General features: G+C 44.8%; 9 protein-coding genes and 1 pseudogene. 5 read left to right on the top strand and 5 right to left on the bottom strand.

The window, feature by feature from the left end; genetic code table 11:
- Window positions 1–198 precede the first annotated feature (198 nt).
- From QL886_RS00945 to uvrA, 4 genes are all read left to right on the top strand, one after another.
- The gene (locus tag QL886_RS00945) at window positions 199–1491 is read left to right on the top strand and encodes a DUF1176 domain-containing protein (RefSeq protein ID WP_290177343.1); all 1293 of its coding nucleotides are present in this window, start codon (window positions 199–201) and stop codon (window positions 1489–1491) included.
- 604 nt (window positions 1492–2095) lie between these two features.
- A complete protein-coding gene (locus QL886_RS00940) occupies window positions 2096–3763 on the top strand; it encodes a DEAD/DEAH box helicase (RefSeq protein WP_101205896.1) in 1668 nt (555 codons plus the stop codon).
- A gap of 278 nt (window positions 3764–4041) precedes the next feature.
- A complete protein-coding gene (locus tag QL886_RS00935; RefSeq protein ID WP_102090730.1) occupies window positions 4042–5286 on the top strand; it encodes a DUF819 family protein in 1245 nt (414 codons plus the stop codon).
- A 195-nt stretch (window positions 5287–5481) separates the two neighbouring features.
- Window positions 5482–8049 (top strand): excinuclease ABC subunit UvrA, encoded by a 2568-nt coding sequence (gene uvrA, locus QL886_RS00930; RefSeq protein ID WP_102090729.1) that lies wholly within the window; start codon window positions 5482–5484, stop codon window positions 8047–8049.
- 50 nt (window positions 8050–8099) lie between these two features.
- On the opposite strand, the gene QL886_RS00925 is transcribed toward uvrA, so the two are convergent.
- The 3 genes and pseudogenes from QL886_RS00925 to QL886_RS00915 all read right to left on the bottom strand — a co-directional run.
- Window positions 8100–8840 carry a peptidase gene (locus QL886_RS00925; protein WP_102090728.1) on the bottom strand — a complete coding sequence of 247 codons (741 nt, stop codon included), beginning with the start codon at window positions 8838–8840 and terminating at the stop codon, window positions 8100–8102.
- Between the two features lie 42 nt (window positions 8841–8882).
- A complete protein-coding gene (locus tag QL886_RS00920; RefSeq protein ID WP_102090727.1) occupies window positions 8883–9668 on the bottom strand; it encodes a transglutaminase family protein in 786 nt (261 codons plus the stop codon).
- 854 nt (window positions 9669–10522) lie between these two features.
- Window positions 10523–12106: pseudogene (locus QL886_RS00915) on the bottom strand (circularly permuted type 2 ATP-grasp protein); the annotation flags it as partial.
- 221 nt (window positions 12107–12327) lie between these two features.
- Between QL886_RS00915 and QL886_RS00910 the strand changes: the two are divergent.
- Window positions 12328–12966 (top strand): GDSL-type esterase/lipase family protein, encoded by a 639-nt coding sequence (locus QL886_RS00910; RefSeq protein WP_228707023.1) that lies wholly within the window; start codon window positions 12328–12330, stop codon window positions 12964–12966.
- A 175-nt stretch (window positions 12967–13141) separates the two neighbouring features.
- Here the strand turns inward: QL886_RS00910 and QL886_RS00905 are convergent, their stop codons facing one another.
- Window positions 13142–14242 carry a DUF2855 family protein gene (locus tag QL886_RS00905; protein ID WP_102090724.1) on the bottom strand — a complete coding sequence of 367 codons (1101 nt, stop codon included), beginning with the start codon at window positions 14240–14242 and terminating at the stop codon, window positions 13142–13144.
- Window positions 14243–14275: 33 nt separating this feature from the next.
- A complete protein-coding gene (locus QL886_RS00900; protein ID WP_102090723.1) occupies window positions 14276–15715 on the bottom strand; it encodes an FAD/NAD(P)-binding protein in 1440 nt (479 codons plus the stop codon).
- Window positions 15716–15795 lie beyond the last annotated feature (80 nt).

Below are 15795 nucleotides of genomic sequence, written 5' to 3'. Positions count from 1 at the left end.
AGCAAGGCTGATAAGCAAATAGCTTATCAGCCTTTTTACTTATATTCATAAAAATGAATATAATGTATGCTAGGTCTTTCTTTTGTCTTTACATAATGATACATTAGTACAACAGATAGAAACACTAGTGCGTTAAGATAGCCGGGCACCATTACAATAGACAGGTGTTTATACTTCTTCTACTGAAAGGTGATGATTATGAAAGACAATAATTATATAAATGATATGTCGCTATCAAGAGGCGCTGATTTAACTGGTGTTAGTAGGTCAGGCATTACCTATGACGATAATAAGTATGATGACAATAGCTATAAAGATAGTGCCCAGTCTAATAAAAATCCCAAAAACCTCACTGTAGAGCATTATTCAGAAAACATACCTAAAAAAATAAAAGAACAACCCACCTATATGATAAAAAATAAAATATTACTGCCTGTACTTGCAGCGCTTAGCACAGCTTTATTCAGTACTACCAGTATGGCCAGTACATCGACTGAGTTTACCAGTCAAGACTGGCAAGTCGCTTGTGATAATACGCGTACGTGCCGGCTAGCAGGCTATCAAGCAGAGAATAACAGCGAGTTTCCGGTTTCTATATTGCTCGTACGCCGTGCAGGTGCGAATGCTGGCGTGGATGGTAAAGTAAAGCTTGGCGGGGCAAAGGATAGCTCGTCTAAAGCCTTAATGCAGCTCGGTAATCGTCATCGCATCTCGTTGTTTATTAACGACAAGGATTATGGCGAAACGAAGCCATATTCAGCCGCTGCAGGTAACGCTGAGCTTACTCAAGCGCAGGTAACTGCATTATTAGAGGCTTTGACTAAATCTAGTAAGATTACGTTGGCCTTGCGCAATTCACGTTGGCAGCTCTCTGACAAAGGTGCCAGTGCTGCTATGCTAAAAGCCGATGAGTTCCAAGGTCGCGTTGGTACATCCAGTGCTTTTATTAAAAATGATGATGCTGTTAAATCTAGTGGCGGTATATTACCTCCCAAAGCCGCGCCAGTACTGCAGTTCATCGTTCCAAGCGCCAAAGCGGACGATGGTAATGACAAAAAGTTTGTAATGAGGTCCTCTCAGTTGGCAGCGTTGGTAAAAGGCACAATGAAAGATGCAGACAGCGTTTGTCCCAATCTTTCAGACAAATCACCTTGGCGTATCAGTCGTCTAAATGGCTCGCAACTGTTGGCACAGCATGAGTGTTGGACAGGCGCTTATAACGCTGGAGCAGGGGTTTGGGTAATCAACGACAGTAAACCTTATACGCCAACGTTGGTGACGACCAATGCTACTGGCTACGATAAAGGTAAGCTTACCTCTGTACAAAAAGGGCGAGGCATCGGTGATTGCGTGAGCAAAACCGATTGGCTATGGACGGGCCGTGCATTTGAAAAAAGTCATGAAAGCACTACTGGACTATGCCGCTTAATCGAGGCAGGCGGGGCATGGCAGCTACCTACCTATGTCACAGAAGTCAAAGTAGTACGATAGATAAATCGCTAATAGTTCATTTACTTTAGTTATTCAATTTTGCTGTAGTCATTAAATAAACTACCTAAATTTGTTTATTATCAACACTGTTAGTGCTTATTTACTCAGTAATTGAAGAAATAGGTACATATTTTTTTTTATTGTGCTATACTGCGTCGCCACGTTAGCTTAGGCTTTCGTGAATTATGAGATTGATAACATCGCCTGCGATTTTGGGTCTAGGATGACCATAAGTAATTGTTGCCGATGATTTTGTGTACTTAAATAACCTTTAAAAATATCCGTTATTTTTGACTCATATCTTATCTACTGGCCTATAACTAGGGTCTAGATTGGTTGCTGTTTGCCTTTATCTGCTTTGGACAAAGCATTGATAATGAGCGTATATCAAGCAAGGATAAGACACTCGGCACTACCACCAAAATACGTCAGACAGCACGAACGCATTTATTATAAAGACGCTAAGCTCTATTGGCTTGGTTTCTAATTATCGACAATTTTATGTTGCTCGGTAATGCTAATAAGAGCAGCGTGGTGAACGGTTATCAGTGGTATGCATCAAGTTTGCTGAATTTACAGCAACTTATACTTACCAAGGATTCTTATGACTGACATCTTATCTGCAATCGCCGCTGAAAACGGCATCATCGAAAGCACTGACACTCCAAATACTGATAACAATACTCAAGCGGCTGCTACTGACGCCACTGAAGAAAACAAAATCACTTTTACTGATCTTGGCATTGCTAAGCCAATTCTTACTGCGCTTGATCGCAGTGGCTATACCAATCCAACACCTATTCAAGAACAAGCTATTCCTTTTGCTCTAGCAGGTCGTGACCTTTTATTGTCAGCGCAAACGGGTAGTGGTAAAACAGCGGCTTTCGTTATCCCTGTACTTGATCGTTTGAGCCGTGCCACTAGCTTTGACAAACTAACCAAAGCACTTATCCTAACGCCAACGCGTGAACTTGCTCAGCAAGTACATGACAGCGTTCGCACTTATTCTAAAGACATGCGCGGTCTATTTTGTGTGCCATTAGTTGGCGGCGCACCATACAACGGTCAGATCACTGCTTTGAAAAAGGGCGTTCAAGTAATCGTTGCAACTCCTGGTCGTCTACTTGACCATATCAATGCAGGTCGCGTTGATTTGTCAAACCTAGAAGTATTGGTACTTGACGAAGCGGACCGTATGCTAGACATGGGTTTTGCTGATGATATCAGTGATATTCTTCGTGCAGCGCCAATCGATCGTCAAACGATCATGTGTTCAGCAACTTGGGATGGCCCAGTAGGTAAAATCGCTGCTAGCTTCACTAAGAACCCTGAGCGCGTATCAATCAAAGTAGAATCTGCACACATCGAAGAAAAAGTGTACTACTGTGATGATTTTGATCACAAAAACCGTTTACTTGACAAAATCGTTTGCCAGCAAGATATGGAACAGATCATTATCTTTGCTGCTACCAAACGTAGCACTGAAAAACTGGCTAAGCAGCTACAAGAAGCGGGCCATAAAGCAAGCTTCCTACATGGTGATTTGCCACAGAGCAAGCGTAACCGTATCGTTCAAGACTTGCGTAATGGTAAAGTAAAAATCCTAGTAGCGACTGACGTTGCTGCTCGTGGTCTAGATATCCCAGCTATCTCGCACGTTATCAACTATGACTTGCCGCGTCAGACTGAAGATTACGTCCATCGTATCGGTCGTTGTGGTCGTGCTGGTCGTACTGGTGTTGCTATCAGCCTATGTAGCATGGATGATCGTCCACAGCTTAACGCTATCAACCGTTATTTAGATCGCAAAATGGAAGTATGTGTTATCGAAGGTATGGAGCCTAAGAAAACTTACGTACCTAGCGAAAACAAAGGTAATGGTCGTGGCCGTGGTCGTGGTCGTTCTAACGGCGGTGGCGGTCAAGGCCGTGGTCGTTCAGGCGGTGGCTATGCTGGTAAATCTAGCGGTGGTGGTCAAGGTCGTGGTCGTTCAAGCGATAGCAACACTGGTCAACGCGCTAGCAATGACAGCGGTTATCAAGGTAAGCCACGTGACACGTCAGGCAAACCGAATGAGCGTTCAGGTGGCAAGCCGTATCAAGGCAAGCGCACTGGTGGCCCAAGCCGCGGTGATAGCAATGGCGTTCCACGTGGTGAGCGCGCTGCAACTGGTCGCGGTCGTCCAAGCGGTAGCCAAGGTCGTCCAGCTGGTCGTTCTGACAGCCGTGGCCAAGGTCGTCCAAACGGCGGCAACCGTGGTAACAACTCGTAATACAGCTATATTTGACGATTAAAATCGTTGATTCATTAATCGTCTAAAGATAGCACTAAAAAGGCCAGATACTTGTTATCTGGTTTTTTTTGCGTTTACCTGTTTTATATTGCTCAATAACGGGCGTATGACGTTACGTGTCTAGCCGTCACCTTGCCATTTATCCTGTCAAATACTACTCGGCAAATCCTAGCTAATATTTGATGGCTGCTTGCAGGAGTTTTTTGCCTTGTCTATACTGATTTACTTTTGCCCGTTGTAACTCTTGGAGCGCCTTGATGCCTGCCACCTCAAATTTAGCAATTGATAATTTGCCATTAGCCTTTGGCATTATCATGGCCATTATTGGTCTGGTTTTTTATACCCAAGGCTTGCCGGGTAAGTTTTGGCGTCGGTTTTATGCCGTACTACCTGGTATTGTGCTTTGCTGCTTTATACCAGCCACTTTAAACAGTTTGGGCGTGTTTGCCGATGGTGTTGGTTCGCAGATATATGGCTTTACTGCCACTTACTTACTGCCAGCAAGTTTGCTATTGATGACCTTATCCATGGATGTGCCTAAAATACTGGGCTTAGGCTGGAAAGCGATCGCTATGTTTTTTGCTGCCAGTATCGCCATCGTCATCAGTGGTCCAATCAGTTTAGGCGTGGCTAAATGGGTATCGCCTGCCATGTTTACCGATGATACTTTATGGCGTGGGTTTTCTGCTGTAGCAGGTAGTTGGATTGGCGGCGCGGCCAACCAAGCAGCGATGAAGGAGCTGTTTGGGGTCAGTGATGATTTGTTTGGTATGATGATTTTGGTCGATACCACCAATGCCTCGCTGTGGCTGTTAGCTATCTTAGTAATGGCAAAACATAGCGATAAGATAGACCGCTTTTTGCGAGCTGATACGAGTAGTATTGATAAAGTCGTCAAAGCAGTCGAGAGCTATGAGCGTGATCATGCCCGCCCAGCCACTATCAATGATTTGATGGTGATGTTTGGCTTATGCTTTGCGATGGTCGGAGTGGCGCACTTTGTCGGTGGCCAGATTGCAGATTTCTTTGCCCCTTATAGTTGGGCCGTTCAATATAGCTTTGCCAGCTCGTTCTTTTGGATGGTGGTAATTATTACGGTAATAGGTGTTATATTTTCGTTTACTAAGATACGTAGGTTAGATCATGTTGGCGCATCAAAAATCGGCACGGTATTTATCTTTGTATTAATCGCCGCGATTGGTATGCAAATCAATCTGGCTGGAATCGTCTCACAGTGGCGACTATTGCTTATCGGTTTACTATGGATGAGCATCCATGTCGTTATCATATTTGCCGTTGCTAGAATCATTCGAGCACCGTTCTTCTTTTTGGCAGTTGGCTCTAATGCCAATACGGGCGGTGCTTCTTCTGCACCGATTGTCGCCACAGCTTTTCATCCATCGCTAGCGCCTGTTGGCGTGTTCTTGGGTATTTTAGGTTACGCAGTAGGGACATTTGGTGGTTATATCAGCACCCAATTGATGCGCTTGGTTGTGTCTTAATGTCTAAATTTTCAGTTCTTGCTAAACAAAACCCGCCTTGATGCGGGTTTTTTATTATTAATGATTGGATGACTTGAGTTATCGTTTTGTCTATCTATGCTATTGATACGTAAGCCTAGCCACAGCCTTGCATAAGTACGTGTTAACCTTTCTGCTAATTAGGAATAAACAACGATTCATAGGAACAATAACGCTATGGCGAACCCAAAAAAATTAGAAGAAAAAACAAGTAAAACAAACACAGTAAAAAATGCCCTTTATAACCCTGATCAAGACAATATTCAGGTCAGAGGCGCGCGTGTACACAATTTGAAGAACGTTGATGTTGATTTACCTCGCAATGCTTTGGTGGTCTTTACCGGTATCTCAGGCTCAGGAAAGTCGTCATTAGCATTTGGTACGTTGTTTGCCGAGTCACAACGCCGCTATCTTGATTCGGTATCCCCTTATGCAAGACGGCTCATTGATCAGGTCGATGAGCCAGATGTTGATTCTATAGAGGGGTTGCCACCAGCCGTTGCTTTGCAGCAGAAGCGGGGTACGCCTTCAGTGCGCTCATCTGTGGGTAGTGTAACGACGATATCCAATGGTCTGCGTATGCTCTACTCACGCGCAGGAGAGTATCCGGCGGGTCAAGGAATACTATATGCCGATGCATTCTCTCCCAATACGCCAGATGGCGCTTGTCCGACTTGCTCAGGTATCGGCCGCGTATTTGAGGTCACTGAAGAGCTGTTGGTGCCAGATAACACTAAGAGTATACGCGAGCGGGCAATTGCGGCTTGGCCACCAGCGTGGCAAGGACAAAACCTCAGTCGTATATTGACCACATTAGGCTATGATATCGATAAACCATGGCACACACTGCCGAAAAAAACACGTGATTGGATTTTGTTTACAGATGATACACCGACGGTACCTGTCTATCCTGAATACAACATCGAACAAACACGCGATGCGATTGAGAAGGGCGAAAAGCCAAACTATATGGGTACTTTTACCAGTGCCAAAAACTTCATTTTGCACTCTTTTGCTACCACTCAGAGCCCGCGTACCAAAAAACGCGTCTCGCAGTTTATGCAGATATCTGAGTGCCCTGAATGTCATGGCAAGAAACTAAAGAAAGAATCGCTATCGGTTAAGTTTGCAGGACTCGATATCGGTGAGCTATCACAGTTAACACTGACTGAAATGGCGGAAAAATTAGAAGCAACCGCTCGTACTAAGGTAGGCGATAACACACCAAACCGCGAAAAAGCCATCGTCGCCCAGCGTATCGCCAGTGATATTCTCTCTCGTGTTGAAGCGCTGACAAGGTTAGGGTTAGGCTATCTCTCGCTTGAGCGTACCACACCGACTCTCTCTCCTGGTGAGCTACAGCGACTACGGCTGGCAACCCAGATTCGCTCGCAGTTGTTTGGCGTGGTATATGTCCTTGATGAGCCATCGGCAGGTCTTCATCCTGCTGATACTCAAGCATTGCTAGGTGCGTTGGATGAGCTGATTACCACTGGTAATTCGGTGTTTGTCGTTGAGCATGATGTGAGTGTCATCAGACATGCCGACTGGGTAGTCGATGTCGGGCCAAAGGCAGGCACGCATGGTGGCGAGATTGTCTATAGTGGCCCTGTAGATGGACTTCGTAAAGTTACGCAGTCGCATACTGGTCAATATCTATTTGCCAATGCTACGTCTAACGCACAGTCAAAATCTAACACAAGGCAGCCGGCAGCCTGGCTTAAGCTTGCCAACATTGAGCGAAATAATATTACAGGATTAGATGTTGAGTTTCCGCTTGGGGTGATGACCAGCGTCACAGGGGTCTCAGGCTCAGGCAAATCAAGTCTCGTCAGCCAAGCATTGGTAGAGCTTGTCAGTGAAGCGTTGGGGCAGAAGACAGTTACAGAAGCGCCTGTTGGTGAAGCAGATTTACTTGAGCAGGAGCTTGAGTCAGTAACTGGCGGTGAGATCGTCGCTGGCATGGAGCACGTCCGTCGTCTCATTAATATAAATCAAAAAGCAATTGGTCGTACACCGCGATCTAACTTGGCAACCTATACGGGCTTGTTTGACGATGTACGCAAGCTGTTTGCAGCGACCAAGCAAGCAAAAGCGCAAGGCTATGATGCTGGCAGGTTCTCATTTAATACGACTAAAGGCCGCTGCCCAAATTGCGAAGGTTTAGGGTTTGTCAGTGTTGAATTATTATTCTTACCAAGCGTCTATGCACCTTGTCAGGTTTGTCATGGTCAACGTTATGATGAGGAAACACTAGCAATCACTTATCGAGACAAAAACATCGCTGAAGTATTGAACTTAACGGTTGAAGCGGCTTATGAGTTTTTTGTTGATGAAGCACCTATTTTGCGTGCATTAGAGGCATTGCTACAAGTTGGACTTGGTTACTTACGTCTGGGTCAGCCTGCCACCGAATTATCAGGCGGCGAAGCACAGCGTATTAAACTTGCTACCGAGCTGCAACGCACGCAGCGAGGCGACACGCTATACATATTGGATGAGCCAACCACTGGCCTACACCCTGCTGACGTGTCTATGCTGATGACGCAGCTGAACGGTCTTGTCGACGCGGGCAATACTGTCATCATGGTTGAACATGATATGCAGGTGGCAAGCAATAGCGACTGGATCATTGATATTGGGCCAGGGGCAGGGGATGCGGGCGGGATGATTGTCGCACAAGGTACGCCATATGACGTTGCCCAATCAAAAGACAGCCGTACTGCACCTTTCTTATCGGTATGATTTTATTGAAGTGACGACAAGTCTTCAAATTGGGTTCGAAGGTGGAAGGACTATCCCCAATAACCATCAGGACATTTAGGCAATTCAACTAACGTGCGACGTAACGCATCTGACCATTGATGACGGATGGTATTAAAATATTCATCACGCTCATCAATACGTCGGCCGTTTGGCAGAGCTAGGCTGTCATTGTTATAAAGTACAAAATCTATCGGCATACCGACTGATAGGTTTGAGTGAATCGTGGAATCAAATGACAGCATCAACGCACGTGCCGCGTGCCTTACATCCGTGTTGTAGCTGACAGAACGATCCAAAATAGGTTTGCCATATTTGCTTTCACCTAACTGAAAGAAGGGCGTATCTTCAGTGGCTTTGATGCAATTGCCTTCAGGATAAATCAGGTATAGCTCAGGTGGCTGTTCTTTTATTTGACCACCAAGCATAAACGAGCTGGTAAATGCACCATCGCGAGTAGAGTTAGCGACTGCTTTTGCATGGTTCATAACATCACGCATACATTCACCAACCATTTGCGCGGCATCAAACAACGTCGCTACTGTATTAAGGTTACTCTCAGCACGCTGGTCAATGTCGCTTTGTAGTTTATTGAACACTGCCTGCGATGTCGCTAAGCTGCCAGCTGTCTGTAACACCATAAAGCGCTCGCCCTCAACACCGTATTGATACAACTTTCTGAATGTCGATATGTGATCAACACCGGCATTCGTGCGCGTGTCACTGGCAAAGACCATACCGTCTTTTAGACGAATGGCAGCACAATAAGTCATAAGATACCCTTGATGAATAAACGTAATAAAAAATAGCAAACGCTATGATAGCTTTTTGACTAATACCAAACTGTAAAGATTTTCGTAACCGCCGCCCATACGCACGCCGCGAACAGGCGCGGTATCTAGATAATCTCGCCCAATAGCCACATACACATGTGAGCTTGGAGTAAATGCCTGATTTGAGATATCAAAAGTATACCAGTAACCATCTAACCAAACCTCAGCCCATGCGTGACTGGCCATGTGATTTTCGGTGTCGTCATATAGATAACCAGACACATAACGCGCTGGAATCTGTTGATCGCGCAATATACTTAAAAATACATGCGTATGGTCTTGGCACACCCCAGCACTTGTCGCAAACGCCTCAGCAGCGGTCGTGCCCACATGCGTGACGTCTTTAACAAAAGGCATTTTCACAATAAGGGCATTTGCCATTGCCTTTAAGCTGTCATGAGTAGGGGTTTTTAGATATGGCGCTGCAAATTCTCGCATCTCTTGTGAGCATTTGGTCAACGGGGTTTGTACGGTAAATAATAGGTAGGGGACATGATCCATATCTTCTAGTCGTTCGGTTTCGGTATTGATCTCAACAATACCCGACGCCTGCATTTGTAAGTTGTTATGTGCTTCGTTACGACTGAGCGTGAGCCATGCATTACCAAAGCCGTCCTTTTGATTGGTCGCCACTTTAGGGAGCATGACATCCCATTTATGAATGGTTTGGTGCGGCATTTGCATGGGGGTCATGCGTATATACTGTACACTGCGCTGCGCCAGCTCATCGTAATAATAGTTGGTTTGATGACTGATTTGAAGTTTCATGGCATTTTCCTTATAGCGTCTTTCTATTTTCTGTTTATTCCATATGTCTCATAAGCTGTTGTTATTGGTTTTTGGCTAGACACCTTCTATACACCTTGACGCAATATGAGATTGAATTCCTTGCTAATCAGCGCAAAATCACTAAATTTCTTTGACCTAATCATCTGATTGGTCAAGCGGATAAGTTCACGCCAGCGCGTATTTTCCGGCAATTCATTAATCCAATGTCTGAATTCAAAACTGATCTCTGTTGAATCCTCTCCCAACAAGACGGCACGCTCAAGCTGCTCAAAGTGACGCCCTAATTGCCAAAAACAAGTCACTGTCGGATTTTCTTGTTTCATCGCAGCGTTACACGCGTGTAGCTGCAAAGTCGCCGCTCGATACGTGCCAGCACTCGATAAACGCTTGATCAAGTTGTATAATTCAGCAGTATCTTTACCAATAACACCTTTGGCCTCTTGGACATTATCCTCAATCGATTGCACGATATTGGGTATGATGTTTTGTTCCAAATCAGCCATCATTTGTGCCTTCATGGTGGTCAGTGACACTTCACCATCAACGGCAAACCCTAAGTGACTGATTAAATGCCTAATCTGTGATTTTTTAAGATCGCCTTTGATGAGTTGTTTCATAACATCGTCGTAGTAATACAGACGCTCACTATATCGGCCTAGCCATATTAAGTGACTGGCGGTAGAGAGTAGCAGTATCATGGGCGCATCATCTAAACTCTCGTAACCTGTTTCTAAGGGTTGGACGCGATCATAGTAGTTTGCGTGCCCTGAAGCATTGACACCTATTGATGATAAAGGCGAGCACTTGTCGGTTTGCTGGCTGTCTAAATCACTGTCATCAATAATCCAAGTGTCTTTGATGCCGCCGCCTTGTGATGAATTGACGACCAAAGAGCCTTCAACCATGGCCACTCGTGTCAGACCACCGGGTACAATATCTACTGTGCCATCACCATGACTGAGGATAAAGGGGCGCAGGTCAATATGACGCGGTGCGATACCGTCGCTTACGGCAGTAGGGTTGGTAGATAGTGAGATAGTCGGCTGGGCAATAAAGCCGGCTGGGTTTTCAAGCAGACGCAGGCGATATTCTTCGACTTCTTTTTTGGTTGATGTTGGACCAATAAGCATCCCGTAGCCGCCTGAGCCCTGCGTTTCTTTTACCACCAGCTTGTCTAGATTATCGAGTACATATTTGAGATCGTCGGGCTTACGGCACTGGTATGTCTCGATATTAGGTAGGATAGGCTCTTCATTTAAGTAGAATTTGATCATATCTGGCACAAAAGGATATAAACTCTTATCATCGGCCACACCCGTACCTGGGGCGTTAACAATTACCACGTTGCCAGCGCGATAAGCACTCATTAGCCCTGATACACCCAATATGGAGTCAGATTTAAAGGCTAACGGGTCAATATAGGGATCATCAATGCGGCGGTAGATCACATCGACTTGTACCTTGCCGCGAATGCCTTGCATATAGACTTTGCTGTCCTCAACGACCAAATCATAACCATGGACAAGTGGTACATTCATCTCATGCGCTAAGAAAGCATGCTCATAATAGGCACTGTTAAAACGACCTGGCGTTAGAATGACGACTTGTGGATCATATTTGGATGTTGAGCTGGCTAGACAGGCTTTAAGACGGCTAGGGTAATCACTAATACCCATAATAGGCGTTTCAGTAAATATATCAGCCAAGAGCGTTTCTGATATATTGCGACTCTCAAGCATATATGAGACGCCTGATGGGGTACGCAAGTTATCCTCTAACACACAAAACCTACCTGTCTCGTCTCGAATCAAATCAATACCGCTAATATGCGAATAGATAGGTTTGTCGAGCTCAATACCCATCATCCACGGCTCATAGCAGCCACTGGCATAGACGTAGCTGGCAGGGACAATATCCGCTTTCATGATGGCTTGGTCATGGTAGATATCATGTAAGAATGCATTGAGAGCGGTGATACGCTGTTTACAGCCTGCTTCTATTTGTTTCCATTCGCTCGCTGCAATAATGCGTGGAATGATATCAAACGGAATCATACGCTCGATGTTTTTGGCATCGCTATAGACGGTAAAGGTGACGCCTTTACGGTAAAAGATATTTTCTGCTTGTTCGTTTAGATAATTGAGGGCATCCATGTTGATGTTATCAAGCCAATGGCCAACAGCTTGTGCCACTGGGCGATACTTACCCTTACTGATCTGCAATTCATCGAAACTTTGTGATTTTTGCTCAGGTTTTTCTGAAGTGTCTTTTGTTAAGGTATCTTCGGTCGGTGTGGACGCGGGACTTTTAGTATTGTCATTGGGCACTTTGATGGATTGACTCTGATTTTGATTTGCAGTTTTTTCTTTGTCTGGGTTTCCATCCTTAGACTGACTTTGAGATGCTGTTTTATTCATAAATACCTCACGTATCCTTGGTAAAGTTATACTTTATGATGAATACACTGTCTATGCTAAGTAGAGTAGCACTTGTACTGCGCCCAACAGGTAGTCTATCTCCTGTATGGACTATACAACGGTTACTGAGCAATATACAACAAGAGTTAAATAATAGATTTTTAAAAACTTGAACCTAATTCCAATAAGTTTAACTCAATAGAAACAGGAGGAGAGAAGACGTGAAGCTACGTGGAAGGTTCTTCATGCTGGCAGGTATAGGGTTGTCAGCAACTATCAGTGTGACTGGCTGTGGTAGCGAGCCGACACAGACGGCCTTACCCGCTGGTAGTACTGTGGTCGCACTTGGCGACTCTCTAACCTATGGTTACGGCGCAAATGATGAAACAGCGTATCCTACGGTGCTAGCAGAGCTAAGCAAATGGAACGTCGTTAATGCAGGCGTCAATGGTGATACTTCTGCAGATGTGCTTACTCGAGTGAATGAGATCACTAAGCAAAACCCTGATTTGGTTTTACTGGGTGTGGGAGGTAATGATGTATTGCAGCGCATTGCGCCTGATACGACGCGGGCTAATATCATCGCGACTATAGACACCTTACAATCCAACAATATTGATGTTGTCCTAATCGCTGAGCCGCATCTTAGTACCAGTGCATTATTTGGAAAGGCAAGTGATAATCCATTGTATGAAGATATTGCGGAAGCTGAAGGCATACCTCTGTATTCTGATGGTTGGTCCACTGTACTATCAGATGAGGCTCTAAAGTCTGATAAAATTCATGCCAATGCTGCAGGCTATAGACAGTTCGCTGAAGGGTTGCATGATTATCTAAAAGACGAAGGGTGGGTACGCTAGACCGCAATGTAAACTACAGTTTTTAAGTTTAAAAGTTATGAGTAAGGTGTCTGTCTGTAGTCAGTGTATAACGTACAAAAAAAGCAGAGAGCTTACTGAATAGGCTCTCTGCTTTTTAATTTTTATTTTGTTAATGACAAATAGTCGATAAATTTTATAGTCAGACTTTTATAGCCTAGTTTCTTTCATTGTCACCCATGACGACTACCAAACCTTCGTCAGCGGCTATCTTACCTTCGCAGATATCTTTATAAACCTCTAGTAAGTCACTGACTCCATCAAGCTCCTGAATCTTTAACCACGCACTAGTTTTTGCAGTGCTATTCATGATGTAGTGCATAGAGCGTTTATTGAACTCTTCAGGGCCCCATTCTTTCATACGTTGCTGTACATGACTGGGCGCAAAAAACTGCTGGCTACGTGCTTGAATGATACCTTCGGTATGACGTGGTTCGTCCCAGTGCGTGAGGCCAACATTGCTGGTGTAACGCATGTTATCGCCTAAGTGCCTATGTAGACGACTAAGCACGTCAGTATTGGCCGACATATCGACAATGACCGTTGGTTTGCTGGCGTCAATCTGCTCAAGCGTGTCATAGCTAAGCACACTGTTATAAGCGTCAATTGACTTAACAAAATCTATATGACGGTTTGATGTGAGGCCAATAACGTGCGGTGCGTCTTTATCATCAACCAAGCCGTATGCTAAGCCAGTACTGGTCTTACTAGAGGCACTGATAATCACCACTTGCTCTGCACCAAACCAGTCATTACTCTTCAATAGATCATGTAAGCAAAATGAGGTCAAATGCAATACGAACAACAGCATGCGCTGATCGTCATTGGCACGGTCATAACCAGGTTCATGATTGACACGCTGATATAGGTTATAACCGGGTGGTAGCTCGGCACGATGGACACTATCATCAAGTAAACTGGTTTGGGTGACTCGCTTGGGTGTTATGATTAACTCATTGGCGGGCGGGAAGTAACCGAATAAGCGCTCACCGATAGGTAGTGCATCACTATTGGACTCAACAACATCGCCAAAACCCCATACTGGAATAATACCCCATTTTTCAGGCTCGTCACCATTTGGCGGAAAAAACTGCCAATAGCGTAATTGGTCACCCATGACTGCATAAGTAATGTTGTTGGCGGTAAAGGCAAAGCGGTCGACTTTGACACGTACTTCGCCATTGCCTAGGGTATGTGCAGGCGTCTCTTGCAGGCGAGCTTGAGTTAGGTTTGCTTTATTGGTCTGAAATTCTTGCATGGTTATTTCCTTTTTTATTTTATAGTTATCGAATTAAGCATTAGCAGTTTTGGCTTGACGCCCTGCCGTAATCTGCATGATTTCACCCATGAGTTTGGGCATGTTTGCAGCGGCTTTTGGTCCTGCTTCTTTTAGAAGCTTAAGAATAGCAAGCTCTTCAGGTGGCATGTCTTCGCTGGCTCGTACCAATTTGGTGAAGCCATCTAAGCGATTGTTGATCATCCATTCACGTAGCACAGGCTCCTTTGACCAACGCATCTGATTCTGCATTTGTTTAACCAGGCCAACCAAAAAGTCCGTATCATGATTTGGAATTGGCACCACTTGGCACAACTCGTTTTTGATAGTTTCATCATCATAACTGGCTTCAATGTGGGCGATAAATGCGGCACTAAATACAGGTTGATAGGTACGTACGGTTTGCACCACCACGGTATCACCTTTGAATACATCGTACGTCTCTGTCACTGGTACTGCCCGTGCAGAGCAGTCGATATGCATGGTGTTGGGGGTGGTAGAAATGCTGTCCTCACCAAAATAAATCTTGTCAGTATCTAAGCGGGTCACGCGACCTTTACGTACAATGTTTTTAACACGGCGTAACTGCTTGAGCTCTTCACTGCTAATGGTAGCGCCATGGAACATTTGCGGGCGTACATTTGGATCAATACGCATTAATACGCCGCCTTTTTCTAAACGATCAAACAGGTTTTCGATGTTTTCTGCCTCAGCAATCGCTTCTGCCTGAGTAGCCTGTGCTCCAATAGTATGGGTGAAAAAATCACGAGAGGGTTGGGTATTTTTACGATCGATCAGCCAAGCATCTCTTGGCATAATCCATGTAATATAGTCTGGATCAATTTGATTCTCTAGTAGCCATAAAACCGCATCAATACCTGTTTTTCCGCCGCCGATAATCACGTAACCGTCACGAGGTTTGGTTAGACTCGGCAAATCATTTAATGGGCCAAACTTAACACCATCAGCAATCTCAAAGTTTGGGGTATGGGTCGCTGGTACTGAGGTTTTGAAGTAAGTACCGTCAATGATTTTCTTATTGACCTTAACCTCATAGCTAGTATCAGACAGCAACGATGAAAACTTGCCGTCGCCTTTGTACTCACACATCGGGAAGTATTTCACGCGGCCACTTGGTAAAAACGTGTGCTTCATGACTTTATCAAAGTACGCCATGACTTCTGCGCCTGACGCCAGCTCGGACAAGCCTTTATTTAAACCAATTTTATCAATCATACCGCCGCAAAGCTCACGTGAGCTAACGCCATAAAAAGACGACGGCTGATGTAAGGTGACAAACGAATAGGCATCGTTCCAATGACCGCCTGGCTTATGATGTTTATCGACGATAATAATATTAGCATCTGTTTCTGTGAGCAGCACATCGGCAAAAGCCATGCCCACCGCGCCACTACCAATGATTAGATAATCCGTTTCTAGCTGTTGAATACTCATAGTGTCCTTACTCTAAGTTGAGCTTCTATCAACACAATCAATTCATAATTGTTTGTGCATAACAGTGTTATATACCAGAA

The sequence above is a fragment of the Psychrobacter sp. APC 3281 genome, from assembly GCF_030407815.1.
In the GTDB taxonomy this organism is placed as follows: Bacteria; Pseudomonadota; Gammaproteobacteria; order Pseudomonadales; family Moraxellaceae; genus Psychrobacter.
This window is presented reverse-complemented; position numbering and strand designations above follow the sequence as displayed.